The sequence below is a fragment of the Clostridium hydrogenum genome (assembly GCF_021432385.1).
In the GTDB taxonomy this organism is placed as follows: Bacteria; Bacillota; Clostridia; order Clostridiales; family Clostridiaceae; genus Clostridium_S; species Clostridium_S hydrogenum.
The window spans coordinates 2,491,439-2,512,019 of record NZ_JAEACT010000002.1 but is presented as its reverse complement, the minus strand read 5'-3'; the positions used below and the strand labels follow the sequence as shown (position 1 = coordinate 2,512,019).

Annotated in this window: 18 protein-coding genes; 11 read left to right on the top strand and 7 right to left on the bottom strand. The window is 28.2% G+C overall.

The features are described 5' to 3' along the window. Positions 1 to 7: 7 nt before the first annotated feature. Positions 8 to 1,366, bottom strand: coding sequence for an alpha-amylase family glycosyl hydrolase (locus tag CUEA01_RS11525; RefSeq protein ID WP_234121750.1), 1,359 nt, complete (start codon positions 1,364 to 1,366; stop codon positions 8 to 10). Between the two features lie 205 nt (positions 1,367 to 1,571). On the opposite strand from CUEA01_RS11525, the gene CUEA01_RS11520 reads away from it, so the two are divergent. Beyond that, positions 1,572 to 2,516, top strand: coding sequence for an ABC transporter permease subunit (locus tag CUEA01_RS11520; RefSeq protein WP_234121749.1), 945 nt, complete (start codon positions 1,572 to 1,574; stop codon positions 2,514 to 2,516). 106 nt (positions 2,517 to 2,622) lie between these two features. On the opposite strand, the gene CUEA01_RS11515 is transcribed toward CUEA01_RS11520, so the two are convergent. Further along, positions 2,623 to 2,784, bottom strand: coding sequence for an alpha-amylase family glycosyl hydrolase (locus CUEA01_RS11515; RefSeq protein ID WP_329603992.1), 162 nt, complete (start codon positions 2,782 to 2,784; stop codon positions 2,623 to 2,625). 159 nt (positions 2,785 to 2,943) lie between these two features. Here CUEA01_RS11515 and CUEA01_RS11510 point away from each other — a divergent pair, with 159 nt between their 5' ends. Then, entirely contained in the window at positions 2,944 to 3,888 is a 945-nt protein-coding gene (locus CUEA01_RS11510; protein ID WP_234121748.1) for an ABC transporter permease subunit, read from the top strand. A 75-nt stretch (positions 3,889 to 3,963) separates the two neighbouring features. Here CUEA01_RS11510 and CUEA01_RS11505 read toward each other — a convergent pair whose 3' ends face one another. From CUEA01_RS11505 to CUEA01_RS11495, 3 genes are all read right to left on the bottom strand, one after another. Next, complete coding sequence (locus CUEA01_RS11505) at positions 3,964 to 4,242, bottom strand: spore coat protein (RefSeq protein WP_234121747.1); 279 nt, start codon at positions 4,240 to 4,242, stop codon at positions 3,964 to 3,966. A 21-nt stretch (positions 4,243 to 4,263) separates the two neighbouring features. After that, positions 4,264 to 4,473: a hypothetical protein gene (locus CUEA01_RS11500; RefSeq protein ID WP_234121746.1), complete on the bottom strand. Its 210-nt coding sequence runs from the start codon at positions 4,471 to 4,473 to the stop codon at positions 4,264 to 4,266. A 176-nt stretch (positions 4,474 to 4,649) separates the two neighbouring features. Next, a complete protein-coding gene (locus CUEA01_RS11495; protein ID WP_234121745.1) occupies positions 4,650 to 4,931 on the bottom strand; it encodes an STAS-like domain-containing protein in 282 nt (93 codons plus the stop codon). Between the two features lie 158 nt (positions 4,932 to 5,089). Here CUEA01_RS11495 and CUEA01_RS11490 point away from each other — a divergent pair, with 158 nt between their 5' ends. Then, positions 5,090 to 6,442: a glucose-6-phosphate isomerase gene (locus CUEA01_RS11490; protein WP_234121744.1), complete on the top strand. Its 1,353-nt coding sequence runs from the start codon at positions 5,090 to 5,092 to the stop codon at positions 6,440 to 6,442. Between the two features lie 671 nt (positions 6,443 to 7,113). On the opposite strand, the gene pulA is transcribed toward CUEA01_RS11490, so the two are convergent. Then, entirely contained in the window at positions 7,114 to 9,258 is a 2,145-nt protein-coding gene (pulA, locus tag CUEA01_RS11485; protein ID WP_234121743.1) for a type I pullulanase, read from the bottom strand. 253 nt (positions 9,259 to 9,511) lie between these two features. Here pulA and CUEA01_RS11480 point away from each other — a divergent pair, with 253 nt between their 5' ends. The 7 genes from CUEA01_RS11480 to CUEA01_RS11450 all read left to right on the top strand — a co-directional run bounded on the left by CUEA01_RS11480 (position 9,512) and on the right by CUEA01_RS11450 (position 18,430). Next, a complete protein-coding gene (locus CUEA01_RS11480) occupies positions 9,512 to 11,515 on the top strand; it encodes a triple tyrosine motif-containing protein (RefSeq protein WP_234121742.1) in 2,004 nt (667 codons plus the stop codon). A gap of 64 nt (positions 11,516 to 11,579) precedes the next feature. Continuing rightward, positions 11,580 to 12,245, top strand: a complete 666-nt coding sequence (locus CUEA01_RS11475) for a lytic transglycosylase domain-containing protein (RefSeq protein WP_234121741.1) — start codon at positions 11,580 to 11,582, stop codon at positions 12,243 to 12,245. A gap of 52 nt (positions 12,246 to 12,297) precedes the next feature. Next, positions 12,298 to 13,026 carry a pseudouridine synthase gene (locus tag CUEA01_RS11470; protein ID WP_234121740.1) on the top strand — a complete coding sequence of 243 codons (729 nt, stop codon included), beginning with the start codon at positions 12,298 to 12,300 and terminating at the stop codon, positions 13,024 to 13,026. A gap of 314 nt (positions 13,027 to 13,340) precedes the next feature. Continuing rightward, a complete protein-coding gene (locus tag CUEA01_RS11465) occupies positions 13,341 to 13,640 on the top strand; it encodes a YerC/YecD family TrpR-related protein (RefSeq protein ID WP_234121739.1) in 300 nt (99 codons plus the stop codon). A 119-nt stretch (positions 13,641 to 13,759) separates the two neighbouring features. Further along, positions 13,760 to 16,030 carry a DNA helicase PcrA gene (gene pcrA, locus CUEA01_RS11460; RefSeq protein WP_234121738.1) on the top strand — a complete coding sequence of 757 codons (2,271 nt, stop codon included), beginning with the start codon at positions 13,760 to 13,762 and terminating at the stop codon, positions 16,028 to 16,030. Between the two features lie 26 nt (positions 16,031 to 16,056). Then, positions 16,057 to 18,063 (top strand): NAD-dependent DNA ligase LigA, encoded by a 2,007-nt coding sequence (ligA, locus tag CUEA01_RS11455; RefSeq protein ID WP_234121737.1) that lies wholly within the window; start codon positions 16,057 to 16,059, stop codon positions 18,061 to 18,063. Positions 18,064 to 18,136: 73 nt separating this feature from the next. Continuing rightward, the gene (locus tag CUEA01_RS11450; protein WP_234121736.1) at positions 18,137 to 18,430 is read left to right on the top strand and encodes a hypothetical protein; all 294 of its coding nucleotides are present in this window, start codon (positions 18,137 to 18,139) and stop codon (positions 18,428 to 18,430) included. Between the two features lie 35 nt (positions 18,431 to 18,465). Here CUEA01_RS11450 and CUEA01_RS11445 read toward each other — a convergent pair whose 3' ends face one another. Continuing rightward, positions 18,466 to 18,705 carry a hypothetical protein gene (locus tag CUEA01_RS11445; RefSeq protein WP_234121735.1) on the bottom strand — a complete coding sequence of 80 codons (240 nt, stop codon included), beginning with the start codon at positions 18,703 to 18,705 and terminating at the stop codon, positions 18,466 to 18,468. A gap of 190 nt (positions 18,706 to 18,895) precedes the next feature. On the opposite strand from CUEA01_RS11445, the gene CUEA01_RS11440 reads away from it, so the two are divergent. Further along, the gene (locus tag CUEA01_RS11440) at positions 18,896 to 20,512 is read left to right on the top strand and encodes a peptide ABC transporter substrate-binding protein (RefSeq protein WP_234121734.1); all 1,617 of its coding nucleotides are present in this window, start codon (positions 18,896 to 18,898) and stop codon (positions 20,510 to 20,512) included. The last annotated feature ends 69 nt before the right edge of the window (positions 20,513 to 20,581 follow it).

Below are 20,581 nucleotides of genomic sequence, written 5' to 3'. Positions count from 1 at the left end.
ATATTTTTTAAATTGTACTCTGTTTCAATATGATTGCTTCATTACCATGAAGTGTTAATGTGATTTTTTGGTTTTCAACCTTGATTTCTTCATCATTTAACAAATTTAAAAGTGAACCAGAATTTGTATCAATTGAAAATGATATAGTTTGTATATCTTTAGAGCAATTTACAGCTGTTATAATACTTTCATTTTCGCATTTCCTTAAAAATGCAAATTGCTTATTTGAAATAAATAATTGCTTATACGAGCCAATTTGAAGAGCAGTAGAACTTAGTCTAATGTGTGAAAGCTTAGATATAAAATTGCATAATTTTTGACTTTCTTTTGAGTTAACGAAATCATCTAAGTTTAGTTTTGGTCTTAAAGGGGCATCGGTATCCTTTTGTTTAACCCCAAGTATTCCAAATTCACTGCCATAATATATTGATGGAACTCCAGGCATAGTAAAAAGTAAAGTATATAATGGATAAATATTATCTTTATCTTTAAGTGTACTCATTATTCTACTTACGTCGTGATTATCAACAAAATTGTATAGAGGTATATTTTTATATATTCCGCCATCACCAAATTGTCTATTTAAGGAGTAGGCTATTTCAAAATAATTTAGTTCATTGTGACTAGAATAAAGACCTTTATAACATTCGTAATTTGTTACTGTATCAATAGAGTCCTTATTAGCCCACCTGTTATAATCACCGTGTATTACTTCACCAAGAAGAAGTAAATCATTTTTAATGCTTCTTGCATAATAGGAAAGTTCTTTTAGAAAGTTTAAATCAAGGCAATCGGCAGCATCAAGCCTAATTCCATCTATGTCAAATTCGGTTACCCAAAATTTAATTATATCAAAAATATATTTTTTTACATCGGGATTGTAGGTATTTAATTTTACAAGATTAAAGCAGCCATTCCATGAATCATAGGAAAAGTCATCATTATATGGACTTTTACCATTAAAATTAATACCAGAAAACCATGAAACGTATTTAGAATTTTGCTTTTCTGAAACTAAATTTTTAAAATTTTCAAAATCACGTCCTACATGGTTAAACACGCCATCAACTATGACTTTTATATCATTTTCATGTAGTTTTTCTACGAAATCTTTAAAGGTTTCATTAGTTCCGAGTCTCCTGTCTATTTTAAAATAATCTATAGTATCATATCCGTGTGAGGTTGATTCAAAAAGAGGACCTATATATATAGCGTTTATTCCAAGAAATTTTAAATGTGGAATCCAATCTTCTAATGTTTTTAATCTAGGCACAGGCTTTAAATTTAAATCATTATTTAAAGGAGCACCACATAAGCCTAAAGGATATATATGGTAAAAAATTGATTTATTAATCCATGAATTCATAATTTATTACCCCCGTAATATTTATAAAGTATATATAATATTATATAACTTAATAATATTTTTGCTTTAATGATTATTTACAAAAAAATATATAGAAAATATAACAATATATAATAATATGCATAAAAAAAATAGCGTTTTAATGTAAAATGGTTAATAATGTGGTATAATTTTTAACATAAGCATATAAAAGGAAGCGGTATTTATGAAAAAATATATTTTAAAAAGAACACTATTACTTATACCAACTTGTATAGGTGCATTTATTTTTTTATTTTTAATATATAGTACTATGCCAGGAAGTGTTCTTGATTCTACTTTATATAGCATTAAAAATCAAGACAAGATTGAGGCAAAATATAATATAAACTCACCTAAGTATGTTAAGTTTATTGTAATGACTAAAAAAATATTTACTGGCAAGCTTGAAATGTATAACTTGAGGATTGCAGCACATCCATTTTATGTTATGCCTGTAATATTAACACTGGCGAAATCGAATTTGATATTAATATTTTCAGTTATAATTGTGGGCATCATAGTTTCAATACCTCTTGGAATAATTCTTTCAAGAAAAAGAAATTCGATAATTTTAAGATTAATCATTTATTTTTTTATGAGTATACCATCATATGTATTGGCAATTGTTATCAATAACATTTTTAAAAATGGGAGCATTTATTATAATTATGTAAATTCGCATAGTACTATGCAAATAGTAAATTTTGATGATAAATTAAAGAATTTTATTATATGTTTTACTTTAAGTATTATGTATATTGCGCATTTCACAAAGCGTGTTAATGTAGCAATAAATGATGTAAAAACAAAGCAATTTGTTACAACTGCAATTGCATATGGTTTTAGTAAAAGACTGATTGAGTATAAATATATTTTAAAAAATATATTAGTTTCTATAATAACGTTTGTAGGTAGTTCTTTTAGTGTAATATTTGCAGAACTAATAGTTGTACAAAGTATATTAAAGGATAATGATGGATTTGGGGCGTTTTTTTTAAATATGACATTTGATAGGCAATATGATGCAGTATTTGCATGTCTTATAATTATTATGATAATTGTGGTGGTTGGAAATTATCTTGCGGATTTATTTTATTTTGCTGTAGATCCTAGAATTAAGGCAAGCTAGTATTAAAATATAAATAAGTGTTTTATCTATAAATGAAAAAATGGAGCTGATATAAAATCAGCTTCATTTTTTTATTTAACATAATTCCTTAGCCATAAAACATGCATCATTTTTTACTTGCTGAATCTACGAAATCTTTAAAGGTATCATTAGTTCCGAGTCTCCTGTCTATTTTAAAATAATCTATAGCATCATATCCGTGTGAGGTTGATTGAAAAAGAGGACCTATATATATAGTGTTTATTCCAAGAAATTTTAAATGTGGAATCCAATCTTCTAATATTTTTGTTTTAATGATTATTTACAAAAAAATATATAGAAAATACAACAATATATAATAATATGCATAAAAAATAGCATTTTAATGTAAAATGGTTAATAATGTGGTATAATTTTTAACATAAGCATATAAAAGGAAGCGATATTTATGAAAAAATATATTTTAAAAAGAACACTATTACTTATACCAACTTGTATAGGTGCATTTATTTTTTTATTTTTAATATATAGTATTATGCCAGGAAGTGTGCTGGATTGTAGTTTAAATAATATTAAAAATCAAGACAAGATTGAGACAAAATATAATATAAACTCACCTAGGTATGTTAAGTTTATTGTAATGACTAAAAAAATATTTACGGGCAAGCTTGAAATGTATAACTTGAATATTGCAGCAGATCCAGTTTATGTTATGCCTATAATATTAACACTAGCCAAATCGAATTTGATATTAATATTTTCAGTTATAATTGTGGGTATTATAGTTTCAATACCTCTTGGAATAATTCTTTCAAGAAAAAGAAATTCGATAATTTTAAGATTAATTATTTATTTTTTTATGAGTATACCATCATATATATTGGCAATTGTTATCAATCACATTTTTAAAAATGGGAGCATTTATTATAATTATGTAAATTCGCATAGTACTATGCAAATAGTAAATTTTAATTATGGATTAAAGAATTTTATTATATATTTTACTTTAAGTGTTATGTATATTGGGCATTTCACAAAGCGTGTTAATGTAGCAATAAATGACGTAAAAACAAAGCAATTTGTTACAACTGCAATTGCATATGGTTTTAGTAAAAGACTGGTTGAGTATAAATATATTTTAAAAAATATATTAGTTTCTATAATAACGTTTGTAGGTAGTTCTTTTAGTGTGATATTTGCAGAACTAATAGTTGTACAAAGTATATTAAATGATACTGATGGATTTGGAGCGTTTTTATTAAAGATGACATTTGATAGGCAATATGATGCAGTATTTGCATGCCTTATAATTACCATGATAATTGTGGTGGTTGGAAATTATCTTGCGGATTTATTTTATTTTGCTGTAGATCCTAGAATTAAGGCAAGCTAGTATTAAAATATAAATAAGTGTTTTATCTATAAATGAAAAAATGGAGCTGATATAAAATCAGCTTCATTTTTTTATTTAACATAATTCCTTAGCCATAGAACATGCATCATTTTTTACTTGCTGAACATCACTGTCAGGAGCATCTTTAGTAGGATACCAACCTTTTTGTTTCATTGAATCAAATATTTTATATTGTACTTCTTCAGAACTCTTGAAATTGTTTAAAAGAGTGTTTCTTAAATTTTCACAGGAACTTTCAGTAATTCCAGTACTGTAAGCTGAAATTGTCTGTTTTTCAGTTGCAAGCAAATCTTGCATAATTTCTTTTTCAGATAAATTAGTTGTAGTATTCATTTTATAGCCTCCTTAATTTTGTTATTGGTGTGAATCCAAATAAGTTTTTAAAGAATTAAAATTTTGCTTGTGAGTTTGACTAGCCTGATTGCATAGGCTTTTTAGTTGCTGGTCTGTACAAAGCTCACTAGCTTGATGAAATTTTTTGTTAAGGAGAGCTTCATATCCAAGTTGATCCTTAATAACCTTAAGATTATTTGCTTCTATTTGTTTATTAGCAGTAGCAATCATATTTGTTCCTCCCTTGTATTTTAAAATAACTACTTTAATAGAATTAGCTTTAAGGAGAAAAAATATGTGTGGAAAATCTTTATAAAAAAAGGCTGTGTTTTAAAATAAGTATGAAAATCAACACTTATTTAAAACATAGCCTTATAAAAAAAGACTGCCATAGGTTGGCAGCTATTTTATGAAACTAATGTAGTCCCACGAATTACCTTATTATAATCTTCGATATTTGACAAATTTTTAACTTTAACATGTTCTAATAAATATTTTCTGTTATTGATATATAACAGTTCGGAGAACAAATTATAAAAAAAAGTAGTTGGAACACTTTTTATTCCATTAAAATCCAACACAACATCATTTTCCAAGTTATTAGAAGTTAACTCACTTCTAAGTAGTATAGCATCTTGACATGAGAAGGTAGTTCCTATAACATTCTTTACAATTATTGTTTTTTCCATAATAAAATCCTCCAATAAATTTATTTCTTGATTGTATTATATAACAGTTTTTTATAATTGTCAAACTTTTAACAATGAAAATGTTGATTTATTTTTTTATTTAGACTAAAATTGTATAAGTAAAACATAATATAAATAACATGGAGGGAAAAGAAATTATGTCTAAATTTTTAACACTTGATTTGAAGAATACTAAGCCATATCTTGAAGATACTGAATTAGAAAATTTAAAGCCTATGGTAAAGGCTGCAACTGAACTTTTACATAATAAGAACGGTGCTGGTAATGACTTTTTAGGATGGATTGATTTACCAGTTAATTATTGCAAAGAAGAATTTGCTAGAATAAAAAAAGCTGCTGAAAAGATTCAAAAAGATTCTGATGCCCTTATTGTAATAGGAATAGGTGGATCTTATCTTGGTGCAAGAGCCGCTATTGAAATGCTTTCTCATAGTTTTAGTGCAAGCGTTTCTAAAGAAGTTAGAAAGAGCCCTGAAATTTTTTATTGTGGAAACAATATAAGTTCAACTTATTTAGCAGATTTATTAGAAGCTGTAGAAGGAAAAGATGTATCTGTTAATGTAATATCAAAATCAGGTACTACTACAGAACCTGCTATTGCATTTAGAATTTTTAGAGAACTTTTAGAAAAGAAATATGGTGTAGAAGAAGCAAGAAAGAGAATATATGCTACAACTGATGCTAAAAAGGGTGCTTTAAAAACTCTGGCTGATTCTGAAGGATATGAAACTTTTGTTGTTCCTGATGACATTGGAGGAAGATTTTCAGTATTAACAGCAGTTGGATTACTACCAATAGCAGCAGCAGGTATTGATATAGATGAAATGATGAAAGGTGCAGCAGAAGCAAGAGAAGCTTATGCTGAAGAAGATTTTGATAAAAATGATTGCTATAAATATGCAGCAGCAAGAAATGCACTTTACAATAAAGGTAAATCTATAGAAATGATAACTAACTTTGAACCAAGTCTTCATTACTTTGGAGAATGGTGGAAACAATTATTTGGAGAAAGTGAAGGAAAAGATAACAAAGGATTATTCCCAGCAGCAGGAGATTTCTCAACTGACTTACATTCTATGGGACAATATATACAACAAGGAAGAAGAACTTTAATAGAAACTTTCATAAATGTTGAAAATCCTAGAAAAGAAATTACAATAGGAGAAGATTCAGAAAATCTTGATGGTTTAAACTTTGTTGCAGGAAAAACTATTGACTTTGTTAATAAGCAAGCATTTAGAGGAACAGTACTTGCACATAATGATGGAGGCGTCCCTGTTATTATTGTAAATGTTCCACAATTAACAGCTTATAATTTTGGATATATGGTATATTTCTTTGAAAAAGCATGTGCAGTAAGTGGATACTTATTAGGAGTTAATCCATTTAATCAACCAGGAGTTGAAGCATACAAGAAAAACATGTTTGCACTTCTTGGAAAACCAGGATATGAAGATATGAAAAAGGAATTAGAAGAAAAATTAAAATAGTAACGATATGTAAAATGAGAAGTTACAAAAATTAAACATTGCGAAGCAAAGTGTAGTGCAAAATCAAAGAACCTTTGGCAGGCGTAGAAAAATGATGTTAGTGAATAGCGGCTCAAAATCCTAAATAAAATTAATAAAACTAAGCGGCAAATTTTTTTAAGCTTAAGAACTTTTGATAACTCGCAAAGATTAGCTCAGACAATCTAAAGCTCTAAAGCTTTAAAAAATTTCCCACTAAGTTTTATACAATTTTATTTTAGAAATTTTTTCGCCACTATTCACTAACATCATTTTTTCCCTACACCTACCAAAGGTTCTTTGATTAATCCACTACATCTTTGTTTCCCAATGTTTAGATAAGTTGATTAATTGATATACCAATTAGCATCTTTTAATACATTATTTGGTAAAAAACGGAGCTTCTGCACTAGCCCAAAATTCCGTAGGTACGGAGGAATTTTTACCTTAAACCTCTGTAAATGCGAAGTAAGTGTAGTTCAGAATGATTTAAATAAAATTTTAATAAATCTTAGAGCGAAATATTTAAAAGACTTAGATGTTTCAATTGTTTGAGTGATTTTTACGAGTTATTGAAACGTCTTAGGATTTTAAATATTTCACTCTTAGTTTTATTAATTTTATTTAATATTCTGGACTACACTTACTTCGCATTAATTCTTATAAAGAACATTAATGCTTATTGCTTCTATATTATAGTTACCACTAACAGTAGTTATGCACGAATTGCCGGCTTTGTACTTATTTACGCAAACATTCCAAGTTCCATCTGGAAGCCAAACATTAATAGGATAGTTGTTTGCATTATATATAACCATTATTTTATTCCATATATCAAAATTTGCATTATCCTTTAGAATAAATCCGACTGAGTTTTTAGGCATATTATTAATAAATTCAAAATGCCTTTTAAGATTTTCACCTTCAGCAAATCTAAATGCGGAATGATTTCTTCTAAGACTAATCAAGGACTGTATATAATTAGTACAATTAATAAATCTATTTTTTAATTTCCAATCAATCCAATTTATTTCATCAGGTGAATTATAGCTATTCTCAATTCCTTTTTTGTTTCTGCAAAATTCTGAGCCGCAGTGAATAAAGGGAATACCTTGACTTGTTAAAACAATACCAAGACCTAATTTTATTCTTTCAACTCTTAGTTCATCAGAATCCTCAGGTAATGAAATTTGAAGTTTATCCCATAAGGTGTAATTATCGTGGCACGAAATATAATTTATAGATTGCACAGGTGATTGAAATGGACCGCTTAATCCTTGAGAATAATTTATGCAACCAACAGAAACAAGTTTTATAGCATTTTCAAGATTTTCTTTCCCTGAGATAAAGCCTTTTTCTTTTGCGTTGAAAACTGTTCCTTTTATAGAATCTCTTATAATATCGTTAAAATGACCTATTTGAGGCATTTTAAATGAATTATACATTATTGCTTTTTTTTCATAAGAAAGGTTAGTGTTTAAATCCCAGCCTTCACCATAAAGCATTATTCTTCCGTCGATTTGATTTAATGCTTCTCTTAATTTATTCATTGTTTCAAAATCATGAATTCCCATTAAATCAAATCTAAAGCCATCAATATGATATTCTTTTGCTAGGTAAATTACAGCATCTATTATAAATTTTTTCATCATTAAATTTTCAGAAGCTGTATCATTTCCACAACCACTGCCATTTGAAAAGCTGCCATCATCATTTTTCCTAAGGTAATATCCTGGAAATATTTTTTCAAAGTTGTTTTCTTTTGTACTCCATAAGTGATTAAAGACAACGTCAACATTTACGCACAAGTTGCTTTTGTGGAGGGATAAAATCATTTTTTTTAATTCCTTAACTCTTAATAATGGATCATATGGATTTGTACAATAACAGCCTTCAGGAACAATATAATTTTCTGGGTCATATCCCCAATTATATTGTATTGGATTTTTTTCATCGATACTTTTATAGGAAAAGTCAAATATAGGCATAATTTGAATATGTGTTACTCCAAGATTAGATAAATAACTAAGACCTGTTTCTAGATTTTCACTTGTTCTTGTATTTTCTTCAGTAAGTCCTAAAAATTTGCCTTTATTGATTATTCCACTGTTTGGATTCGAGGAAATGTCTCGTATATTTATTTCATATATTATGGCATCTGTAAATTTAATTATGTTTCTTGGCGGCATATCTTTATCCCAGTCAATTGGATTTGTCTCGGCTAAATCAATTATTGCTCCTCTAAGACCATTTATTCCTGTTGACTTTGCATAAGGATCAACTGCTTCATTTATCTTATTACTTAAGGTTATTTCATAATTATAAAAATAGTTTTTTAAATCTCCTTTGATAGTAATGCTCCATAGTCCTGTATCTTCATATAAAGGTATGGAAAACTTTGCAGGTTCATTAATCGGTTCTCCACCCTTGTATAATAAAAGTTTAACGTTTAATGCAGCTGGTGACCATAATTTAAAGGTTGATTCCTCTTTAGAATAAGTAACACCAAGTTTGTCATCATAATAATACCTATCATTAAATTCTTTTGAGGTATATAGTCTAAAATAATTACATTTAAATTTTTGATCTTCATTTAAATATACAAAACAATCATACTTTATGGTGAGTTCCCTCGAAAGCTCGATATATATAAATCCGTCTGATATAAAGCTATTAATTATATTAATTTCTAAATTACTATTTATAACATGAAGTTTTGAAAAATCAAAAGAATTTAAATCATCTACTTTGAATTGAATTTTATTAAAGTTGATAACTAAAGGATTTATAATTTGCATGTGTGCCTGTGCCTCCTATAAATATGCTACCTAAAAGCAGTTTTGCTAAAGATATACCATTGTGAAACTTAAAATTTATTTGTACCAAAATGACTTTTTCTTGACATTATGGTGCATATATAGTTTATAGCTGAGCTAGTTTCGCTCTATAATATATAATATAGAAAAAAGAAATAAATGTAAATATAAACACTGTTACAAATAATGGAAATATAGTATAATAAAGTTATCAAAATTTGAGGAGATGGAATTAATGGAGGAGTTAGAAATAGTATTTGATAAACAAAGTCCTCAATGTAAAAATCAAGATATTAATATAAAAATAGAAAACTATATAAATAAAGATCTTTTATATAAATTTATAATAGGACATAATGGTAAATGGAATATATTGAAGGACTTTTCAAAGGAAATATTTGCAGTATGGTCGCCTAAAACTGATGGTATATATACTGTAATGATTCAAGCAGTTGAAGAAAATGATAGTAAAGCTTTTAGTTATATGGATAAAACAGACTACATAATTGGTAAACTTGAAAAAAATTTAATTAAAAATCTTATTCTTGATAAAAAAGAAGTGAATGTTAATGAAAAAATAAGTGCAACTGCTCATAGCATTGTAAGCGATGTAGTATTTAGATATAAAATAAAATATGGGGATGAGTACATAATTTTAAAAAATTATACTACAGATAATACAGTGTCATGGAGACCGCAAAAAATTGGAAAACAAGAACTTATAGTTGAATGTAAAAGGCCATCTTCAAAACAGGAAGCAGATAGTACTAAGAAAGTGGAATACAATGTAAGACCAGTGGATAAAGTTGAAATAATTGATTTTAAATGTTTAAGTGATGAGATGTTTGTGAATAGAGAAATTATGTTTAAAGTTGATGCTATGAATAATGATAATAAAATGATTTTGTATAAGTTTTTAAAAATAAATTCTGAGGGAGAAGCGCAATGCTTACAAGATTACTCAAATAAGAGAATTATAAGTTATGTTGAAAATGAAGATGGTAATTTTAAACTTTTGTGTATGGTTAAAGATATGTATTCTAAAAGGGAATTTGATGACAGGGCAGTGATTTTTTATAATATAAAAAAATATAAAGATATAGAAGTGAAAAGCTTTGCTGCAGACGTTACTTCACCACAATTAGTTAATACACAAATTAATTTAAGAGCTATAGTTACTGGTGGTAAAAAAATTTTATATAGATATTTAATTGATGGTAATTACAGCGAAGATAGTGGGTATTCGTATAATAAAGATTATGTTTGGAAGGCTAAAATGCCAGGAATATATAAGTTGAAACTTATGGCTAAAGATGAGTCTTTTGAAGGTGATTTTGAAGCTTATGCGGAAATGAATTTTATAATTGAAGAAATAAAAAAAATTCCTGTAAAGATAAAGAAAATAATACAGAGCAAAAACGAAAATATATTAAAGGGTGAAAAAATAAATATTGATGTTGAGGCTGAAGGTGGTATATCCTTAATATATAGTTTTTTAGTAAAGCGTGAGGAGTCTGTAATTAAAAGAGTGGATTATGAAACTTCTAATATTATAGATTTTGTTCCTGAAGTATCAGGAGATTATAAAATAGAAGTTAATGTTAAGGATAAGTATTCTAAAAAAGAATTTGATTGTCATTCTGAAATTACAATTCAAGTTTTGGATTATATACCAGCAAAAATAAATCATATATTTCCGAAAGTTAAGGATTATTACATGGTAGGAGAAAAGATAAATGTAAATGTAATAACTATGAATACTAAAAATACATTAGTTAAATATGTGATTAAACTAAATGGACGAAAAGTGGAACAAATAGATTTTGGATTGGAAAAAAGCTATGAAATTGTTCCTAAATGTGCAGGTGATTATGAGGTTATTATATATTCCTTAAATAAAGACAGTTCCGATAAATTTGATGATAAAAGAATAATTAAGCTTCGTGTGAGGGATGCGAAACCTATAACAGAAATGACTATAAAATGTGATAGGGAGTTGCCGAAAATAAATGAGGCAGTAACTTTTAATGTAGATTGTACAGGCGGTAAATGTGTTATATATGAATTTTATATTAGAAGAGGCAGCGAATGGAAGCTTGTTCAAAAGTACAGTAGAAAAAGTTTTTATACCTTTATGCCATTTGAAAAAGGAAATTATGAAATTTTAGTGTTTTGTAAGAGTCAATTTTATAGTGAGAAAAGCTATGAAGCTTACAGTATTTTTGAGATGAAGGTATAAAGTTCAGTGAAATGTTTACGAAAACAAAAATATAGTATATATAATAAAGGTATGGGGTGGTATTGTGTCTCAAAACAGCAGTTCGAATATTAATGGTATGCAAAATTATTTGCAGCTTATGATGATGCAGCAAATGTTTAAAAGTGGAATGTCAGAGGATTCAGATTCGTCACAGGCTTTTAATCTTGCATTTGAGAGTATGTTAGATGCAGCTTCTCAAAATAATGGAACTTTGGATTTGAGTAAATTGAATATGTTTGGAAACGCTGACTTAAGTAAGCTTGGTTATGGAAATGGTTTGCTTATGAATAATACATTAGATTATGTTAAAAATAAAGTAACCACTGGCAATATTTCTATAAATGAAGCAGTGGATTCGGCAGCCCAAAAATATGGTGTAGATAAAAATCTTATATTATCTGTAATAAAGCAAGAATCTGATTTTAATCCTAATGCGACGTCTAATGCTGGAGCAGAAGGATTAATGCAGTTGATGCCAAGTACAGCAAGTGAACTTGGTGTTACTAATCCGTATGACATAGAACAAAATGTAGATGCGGGAACAAAATATTTAAAAGAACTTCTTAATACATTTGGAAACACTAGACTTGCAGTGGCAGCTTATAATGCTGGCCCAAATGCAGTTAAACATAGTGGCGGTAATATGAGTGAGCTTCCTTCAGAAACTCAAAATTATGTGACGAAAGTTCTAGGATACTATAATACATAAATGATATATAATAATCTTTACGATAATTAAATTTGTATAGCGAGGTAAAGATATGGAGAGACTTGATAAGGTTTTGGCTAATTTAGGGTACGGTTCAAGAAAAGATGTAAAAAAGATAATAAAAAGTGGAGCGGTTGAGGTCGATAATGTAATAGTAAAAGATAATAATATGCAAATTGATCCATATAAAAGTATTGTTAAAGTTGATGGAGAAGAGATTTCTTATAAAAAATACATATATTTAATGATGAATAAACCAGATGGTGTAATATCTGCAACCTTTGATGACTATGAAAAGACAGTAATCGATCTATTAGGAGAGGAACACAAGGCATTTGAACCATTTCCGGTTGGAAGATTAGATAAAGATACAGTAGGACTTCTTTTACTTACAAATGATGGAGATTTAAATCACAGATTAATATCACCAAAGTGGCATGTAGATAAAATTTATTATGCTAAGATAAATGCGCCTTTAAATGAAGAAGATGTCAAAGCCTTTGAAGAAGGTATAGTTTTGGATGATGGATATAAATGTATGCCGGGAAAACTAGAAATAATTAAATCAGATGAAAATGAATCGGAAGTCAAAGTAACAATACAGGAAGGAAAGTATCATCAAGTAAAAAGAATGTTTGAAAGCCTTGAAAAAAAAGTTGTTTATCTTAAGAGATTGACTTTTGGAGGACTTAATCTTGATGAAAATTTAGATGAAGGTCGATATAGGGAACTTACTGACATGGAAATCAGTTTTTTAAAGAATATATGTAAGATGAATTAAGAATTTATGAAGGAATAGCATTCATGTTAATAAAATATTTACAATAAAATTATCATTTTTCTATTGCTTTTTGATTGTATGTCTAATATAATATGATGGTAAGGTAAATAACAAGGAATGAATAGCCCCCTTTTTATTTATTGTGAACAGCCCTGCCCCAAGGGCTGTTTTTATTTTTTGTATAATCAATATGAAAGAAAACAATTAATTTGCATTTTAAAATGAAAGTATTAATTCGCCACATGAAAAGATTTTGTGGCATTTTATAATATAAGATGGTAGAATATAAATTAATGTTGAAAGAGGTGGGATTAATGTCTGAATATAAATCTAAATTAAAAAGTGAGCAGATGGATTTTTTATGTGATGCAGTGCTTAGTTTAAAAAATAAGCAAGAATGTTATAGATTTTTTGAAGATATTTTTACTATAAATGAAATAAAAGCAATAGAGCAAAGGCTTCAAGTTGCTAAAATGCTTAAAGATAAAAGAACCTATGCGGATATAGCAACAGCTACTGGAGCAAGTACAGCTACTATAAGTAGAGTTAATAGATGTATAAATTATGGAGCGGATGGGTATAATATAGTTTTAGCAAGACTTGAGGAAAAGTAGGCTATGAATTTTAATAGTTGAACTGGTTTATCTATATTACATAAAAGATTGTCAGTATAAGAAAAAAACTTATGCTGATTTTTTGTTTAAAATATCTAAGTTTCAAGGAGTGGAGTTTTATGGATTTAAAAAAATTACTAAATAGTGAGCAATATGATGCAGCAACCACAATAGATGGACCACTACTTATACTAGCTGGTGCTGGAAGTGGTAAAACACGTGTACTTACTTATAGAATAGCTTATATGCTCGAAGAACTCGGAGTTTATTCTTCTCAGATTCTTGCAATAACCTTTACAAATAAAGCAGCAGCAGAAATGAAAGAAAGAATAAAAGGTTTAATAGGCAGTGAAAAAGTAAGTAGTATGTGGATAGCAACCTTCCATTCATGCTGTGTTAGAATTTTAAGAAGAGAAATTGATAAAATTGGCTATAATAAAAATTTTACTATATATGATAGTGATGATCAAAAGGTTTTAGTAAAGCAATGTATGAAAGAAATCAATATTAATGATAAAGATATAACAGATAAAGAAGTTATATCAAAAATAGGTGATGCTAAAGATAAGCTTATAACAGCACAACAGTTTAAAAATCAAAATTCGGATAATTATAAAATGAATAAAATAGCAGATGTATATCTTTTGTATCAGAAGAAGTTAAAGGATAACAATGCTTTGGATTTTGATGATTTGATTTTTAAAACAGTTGAATTATTTAAGAAAGTTCCTGAAGTACTTGAGTTTTATCAAAGAAAATTTAAATACATAATGATAGATGAGTATCAGGATACAAATAAATCTCAGTATGAGTTTGCAAGACTTTTGGCATCAGCTACTAAAAATATTTGTGTTGTTGGTGACGATGACCAGTGTATCTATGGCTGGAGAGGTGCAGATATTAGAAACATATTGGATTTTGAAAAAGAATATAGAAATGCTAAGGTAATAAAACTTGAAGAAAATTATAGATCAAAGGGAAATATACTTAAAGCAGCAAATGAAATAATACAAAATAATCCTCATGAGCATTTAAAAATGCTTAGGACAAGAAGTGAGAATGGCTCAAAAATAAAAGTACTTAGAGCTGGTTCAGATATTGATGAAGCTGCTTTTGCTGCTTCGGAAATAAAGAAACTCATGGAAGCGGAAAAAAGAAACTACAGAGATTTTGCAATATTATATAGAACTAATGCTCAGTCACGTATTTTTGAAGATGTATTCATAAAAAGAAATATACCGTATAGAATTATAGGAGGATTAAAATTCTATGACAGAAAAGAAATAAAAGATATTATGGCATATTTAAAAGTTATAAGTAATCCTCTAGATAATGTAAGTTTAAAGAGAATAATAAATGTACCTAAGAGAAGTATTGGAAATACAACTGTTTCTAAAATTGAAAACTTTGCAAATGAAGTTGATGAATGCCTTTATAATGCACTTTTAGATGTTAATAATATTCCAGGGTTGTCACAAAGAACAGCTACCTCAGTAAGCAAGTTTGCAAGTATAATAAATAGTTTTATAATAAGAAAAGATGAGATAAAAACCTCTGTATTAATAAAAGAGATACTAGAGCAAACAGGATATTTTGAAGAACTTAAAAAGTCAGAGGATATTCAAGATGAAGCAAGAATTGAAAACCTTAAAGAATTAGTAAATGCTGCTGTTGACTTTGAAAATATTTCTGAAGATAAATCACTTGCAGCCTTCTTAGAAAAAACTGCACTTGTTGCGGATGTGGATAATTACGACGAAGATGCTGATACCATAGTTATGATGACAGTTCATAGTGCTAAAGGACTTGAATTTCCGGTAGTATTTATGGTTGGAATGGAAAACGGCATATTTCCGGGAAATGCGTCTTTCTCAAGTAATTACGAAATGGAAGAATCAAGACGTCTTGCTTATGTAGGGGTAACGAGAGCTAAGGAACAGCTTTACATGACTTCTGCTAGAATTAGAAAAGTTTTTGGAAGAACAGAAGCATTTCCAGAGTCAGATTTCATAAGTGAAATAGATGACAACTTAAAGGAAAAGGTTGATTTTGGCGGGAATGCTAGAGAAATTTCCGGTAATCAATTTAAAAAGCAAAGTGATTGGAATGTAAATTTTACACCAAGAGAAATACCACCTAAAAATATACAATTTAATGATTTTAAAAGTGAAATATCTAGACAAAGTATTATTGAAAATAGTAAAAGTAGTGGCGTAAAACTTACTGAAAGTGATGTATCTAAGGGAACTAAAGTAAAACACTCTAAGTTTGGAAAAGGTACTATAATAAGTATGAATAAAAGCGATGGACATGTAAATCTTACAATTGCTTTTGATAATATGGGAATTAAAAATTTAAGACTTGATGTGGCGCCATTAGAACTTTTATAAATTATTTAAAATGAGGTAGTAGAATTATGAGTGAAAAAAATCAAAAAGTTTTACAGATGGAAACTCTTATTGAAGAATTAAATAAATATGCACATGAATATTATGTTTTGGATAATCCCAGCATTTCTGATAAAGAATATGATGTTAAATATGATCAATTAAAAAGGCTTGAACAAGAAACTGGAGTAGTATACCCATATTCACCTACTGTAAGGGTTGGGGATACGACACTATCAAAGTTTCAGAAGTATACGCACAAAGGAAAGTTGTGGAGTTTGGATAAAGCACAAAGCTTTGAGGAACTAATAGAATGGCATAATAGAAATATAAAAGCTTTAAATGAATATAACAGCACTCACGATGATAAACTTCCAGAATTAAAATATATACTCACAAAAAAATTTGATGGACTAACAATAAATTTAACTTATGATGAAAGTGGAGTTATGATAAAGGCAGCAACAAGGGGAACAGGAGAAATTGGTGAAGATATAACTATGCAGGCAAAAACCATAAAATCAATTCCCCTTAAAATAGACAATGAAGCAGTTATTGAAGTACATGGCGAGGCTATAATGACTAAGGAAGCTTTTGAGGCATATAATTCAACTGCGGAGGTACCGCTTAAAAATTTAAGAAATGGTGCGGCAGGCGCACTTAGAAACCTAAATGTTAAGGAAACTGCCAAAAGAAATTTATCTGCATTGTTTTATGACGTAGGATACAATGAAGGAAAGCCTTTTAAAACTTATATGGAAATGATGAACTTTTTAAAGGAGAAGGGCATTCCTGTCGATGACTATATTAGAGAATGTACAACTATGGAGGAAATAAAAGAGCAAATAAGTTATGTTGGAAGCATAAGAGAAGAACTTAATTATGATATAGATGGTGTTGTAATAGTAATTGACGATTTTAAAACTAGGGAATATCTTGGGTATACAATAAAATTTCCTAAATGGGCAATAGCTTTCAAGTTTGAAGCACAGGAAGCTACTACAGAGCTTTTAGATGTTGAATGGAATGTTGGTAGAAGTGGAAGAGTTACACCTACTGCAATTTTAGAACCAGTTGAAATTGCTGGAGTAGTAGTAAAGAGAGCTACTTTAAATAATATGGATGATATAAATAGAAAAGGCGTAAAAATAGGCTCAAGGGTATTTATAAGAAGATCCAATGATGTTATTCCAGAGATAATGGGAGTTGCAGGTGAGGATGATGGAAATACCAAGGAAATTGAAGCACCTACTGAATGCCCATATTGCGGCAGCGAAATAATACAAGAGGGAGTTCATTTGTTTTGCGAAAATACACTCTCATGTAAGCCGCAAATGGTAAAAAGTATAGTTCACTTTGGAAGCAGAGAAGCAATGAATATTGAAGGGTTTAGCGAAAAGACAGCGGAACAGTTATTTGAAAAATTAGATATAAAAAGTATTTCGGATTTATATAGAATTAACAAGGAAGATCTTTTACAATTAGATAAATTTGCAGAAAAAAAAGCAGCAAACTTAATTGCAGCTATAGAAAATAGTAAAAATTGTGATTTGTCATCTTTTATTTATTCATTGGGAATACCTAATGTTGGTAAGAAAACTGCTAATGATTTAGTTAAAAGATTTAAGAACTTTGACGGAATAAAAACTGCAACTTTTGAAGAGCTTACTTCTGTACCTGATATAGGAGATATTGTTGCAGAGAGTATAGTTGAATTTTTTAAGCAAGATAAAATAATAAAGACTATTGATGAGCTTTTTTCTTTAGGTGTAAGTCCAAGTTATGAGGAAAGTGAAATTATAACTAGTATTTTTACTGGAAAAACAGTGGTGCCAACAGGAACTTTAAAAAATTATTCAAGAACTTCAATAAAAGAAAAACTTGAGGAACTTGGAGCGAGTGTTGCTGGAAGTGTAAGCAAAAAAACTGATTATGTAATTGCTGGTGAGAATGCAGGGTCTAAGTACGATAAAGCTCTAAAACTTGGAGTTAAGATAATAAACGAAGAAGAATTTGAAAATATGATAAAAAGTTAAAAAAATATATTTTTATTTACAAAAGTATAAAAATAATATAATATATTTAGTAGAGTTTTAGGGAGGAAGTATTATGCTTAAAAAAACTGTTGGTTTTTTAGGGTGGGCACTTGTTGCATTCACTATACTAAGTCTTATTTTAACTGTGCTAACTACATATCAAATTATCCCAATACAGTTTACGCCAATAAAGTATATCAACTTTAATAATTATAAAATATTAGATATACTGATTATTTGTACAATGATTGTTTGGGCCATAAATTTTTATGATAATAGCGAAAAATCTAGGAATCTTTTGTTTTCAGCAGGATGTGCGTTTATAGCACTTGGAACTTTGTTTTTTATGTATATGGGAATCGTTTAGTAAAGAGCCTTATTTAGGCTCTTTTTTCGCATTTATTAAAACTTTATAGTGTCATTATCCATATTTTCGTCTTCGAGAGAATTAGAAGTATCATCTATTTGTGAATCATCAGTTTTCTTTGAAGTTAGAATTATGCTTTCAATTAACTTTTCCATTAAATAATTCTTATACTTTGCTTGATTTAATAGCTGTTTCAATATTATAAAACCCCATATGCCTATAAAAGAAAAAATAATCATCGTAATAAGCCCAACTATGCCTAATGCTATTTCCATCGCTGTAACCTCCAAATTGTTTATATATTATCGTAATAGCTGCTACGAAATGTATTATAGCATAAATAATTACTAAATATAACATATTTAAAGCAAAAGCAGAAATAGAAAAAATTAAAAATGTTTATTTTGTCTTTATTTTGTAAATAATTAAAGTATGTAATATTTATGGGAGTTTGGAGTAAAGATGATGAAAAAATATTATAAAATTATTATATATATAATAATCATGAATTTTGTATTAAGTGGCTGCGTTGAAAAGAAAAGTGAAGAATTTCAAACATCGAATAAAGAAAGTTATTTGGTTTATGATATTGGCGAGGTACCTGAAAGTTTTAGTAAATTTAATGAATACAATTCTAAAAGTAATGAAATTTTGAAAGCGCTTTTTACAGGGCTTGTATGTGAAGACAGTAATACTATGCAAATCAAATCTGCATTAGCAGAAAAATGGGATGTCTCAAAAGATAAAACAGAATACACATTTCATATAAAAAATGATGCAAAATGGAGTGATGGAACTGGTATTACTGCAAGTGATTTCGTTGATTTTTTTAAAAGTATATTGTCTTCAAAATATGGAAATAGTTATGCCTATGAACTTAGATTTATATATGGAGCTAAAGCCTACAATCAAGGAAAAGCTGATTTTAATGATGTTGCTATAAATGCTCTAGATGATAAAACGCTCAGGATAAGGTTAAATAATCCCTGTAATTATTTCTTGAGCATTTTATCAAGACCAGAGTTTACTTTAAGAGAATTTAATGGTAGCTTAGAAAACTGGAAAAAAGAATATAAAAAAATAAAGTATACTGGTCCATATACATTAACAAATGTGTCGGAAGATACTTTATTGATTACTAAAAATCAAAATTATGCTATGAAAGATGAAGTTATCAGTAATAAGTTGAAGCTAAAATTTTATAATAAATTAACTAATATAAGTGCATATTCAATTACTGATTTTGATTCTGATACAATCGATATGTTTTCAAATCCGCCAACAAGTGAAATTGAAAGGTTAAAAAAGGATAATCAAGTTAAAATTTTTCCGACTTTTAATGTAGATGCTATTTATTTTAATCTTAAAAATTCATCGGTAACAAATTCAGTAGATTTTAGAAGGGCAATAAGTGCAGCTATTGATAGAAAAAATTTGATAGATAATTTACCACAGGGGGTTATATCACCATGTTATAACTTTGTTGATAAGAAAATTCAAGGGAATATAACTTCTAGTGATTTATTTGGAAAAATGGACTTGAAGGAGATAGCTAGCGAATTAACTAAAAGTGGATATGCAAATCCAAATAAGGTTACTGTTGTTTTTGAAGAAAGTTCACTGAATAGGAAAATGTGCCAGTTAATTACTGATAACATAAATAAAAATATAAAGGATTCTGGTGCTAATGAAAAAATAAATTTTGATTTAAAAGGATATAATAGAAAGGATATAAATGAAATATTAAAAAAAGGTGAGTATGATATTTACTTTGGACAATATAACATTGCTTATAATAATCCTGAGAGTTTTTTAGAAATGTGGAATTCAAACTCACCATTTAATATAACAGGGTATTCTAATATTGCATATGATGATTTTATGTATAGTTTAAGCGTTTCTACTGATAAAAATAAAATTGATGAATATAGCCGTAAAATGTATCAGCAGCTATTTTTTGATATGCCAATGGTTCCTATATGTTATAAAAATAATATGATATGTGCTAAGAAATTTATTGGTGGAATAAGTGAAGATAAGTATGGCGCTTTAATTATTTCCCAATTAAAGTACCATAAATAAATATATAGCGTTATGAGCTGTCACGCAAAATTATTTTATAAACAAATAATAAAAGCTACGTATTAAACA

Bases quoted from the DNA above. Each gene is read 5' to 3' on its own strand.
- CUEA01_RS11525 (WP_234121750.1), bottom strand. From the start codon at position 1,366: ATGAATTCATGGATTAATAAATCAATTTTTTACCATATATATCCTTTA.
- CUEA01_RS11520 (WP_234121749.1), top strand. From the start codon at position 1,572: ATGAAAAAATATATTTTAAAAAGAACACTATTACTTATACCAACTTGT.
- CUEA01_RS11510 (WP_234121748.1), top strand. From the start codon at position 2,944: ATGAAAAAATATATTTTAAAAAGAACACTATTACTTATACCAACTTGT.
- CUEA01_RS11505 (WP_234121747.1), bottom strand. From the start codon at position 4,242: ATGAATACTACAACTAATTTATCTGAAAAAGAAATTATGCAAGATTTG.
- CUEA01_RS11500 (WP_234121746.1), bottom strand. From the start codon at position 4,473: ATGATTGCTACTGCTAATAAACAAATAGAAGCAAATAATCTTAAGGTT.
- CUEA01_RS11495 (WP_234121745.1), bottom strand. From the start codon at position 4,931: ATGGAAAAAACAATAATTGTAAAGAATGTTATAGGAACTACCTTCTCA.
- CUEA01_RS11490 (WP_234121744.1), top strand. From the start codon at position 5,090: ATGTCTAAATTTTTAACACTTGATTTGAAGAATACTAAGCCATATCTT.
- pulA (WP_234121743.1), bottom strand. From the start codon at position 9,258: ATGCAAATTATAAATCCTTTAGTTATCAACTTTAATAAAATTCAATTC.
- CUEA01_RS11480 (WP_234121742.1), top strand. From the start codon at position 9,512: ATGGAGGAGTTAGAAATAGTATTTGATAAACAAAGTCCTCAATGTAAA.
- CUEA01_RS11470 (WP_234121740.1), top strand. From the start codon at position 12,298: ATGGAGAGACTTGATAAGGTTTTGGCTAATTTAGGGTACGGTTCAAGA.
- CUEA01_RS11465 (WP_234121739.1), top strand. From the start codon at position 13,341: ATGTCTGAATATAAATCTAAATTAAAAAGTGAGCAGATGGATTTTTTA.
- pcrA (WP_234121738.1), top strand. From the start codon at position 13,760: ATGGATTTAAAAAAATTACTAAATAGTGAGCAATATGATGCAGCAACC.
- ligA (WP_234121737.1), top strand. From the start codon at position 16,057: ATGAGTGAAAAAAATCAAAAAGTTTTACAGATGGAAACTCTTATTGAA.
- CUEA01_RS11450 (WP_234121736.1), top strand. From the start codon at position 18,137: ATGCTTAAAAAAACTGTTGGTTTTTTAGGGTGGGCACTTGTTGCATTC.
- CUEA01_RS11445 (WP_234121735.1), bottom strand. From the start codon at position 18,705: ATGGAAATAGCATTAGGCATAGTTGGGCTTATTACGATGATTATTTTT.
- CUEA01_RS11440 (WP_234121734.1), top strand. From the start codon at position 18,896: ATGAAAAAATATTATAAAATTATTATATATATAATAATCATGAATTTT.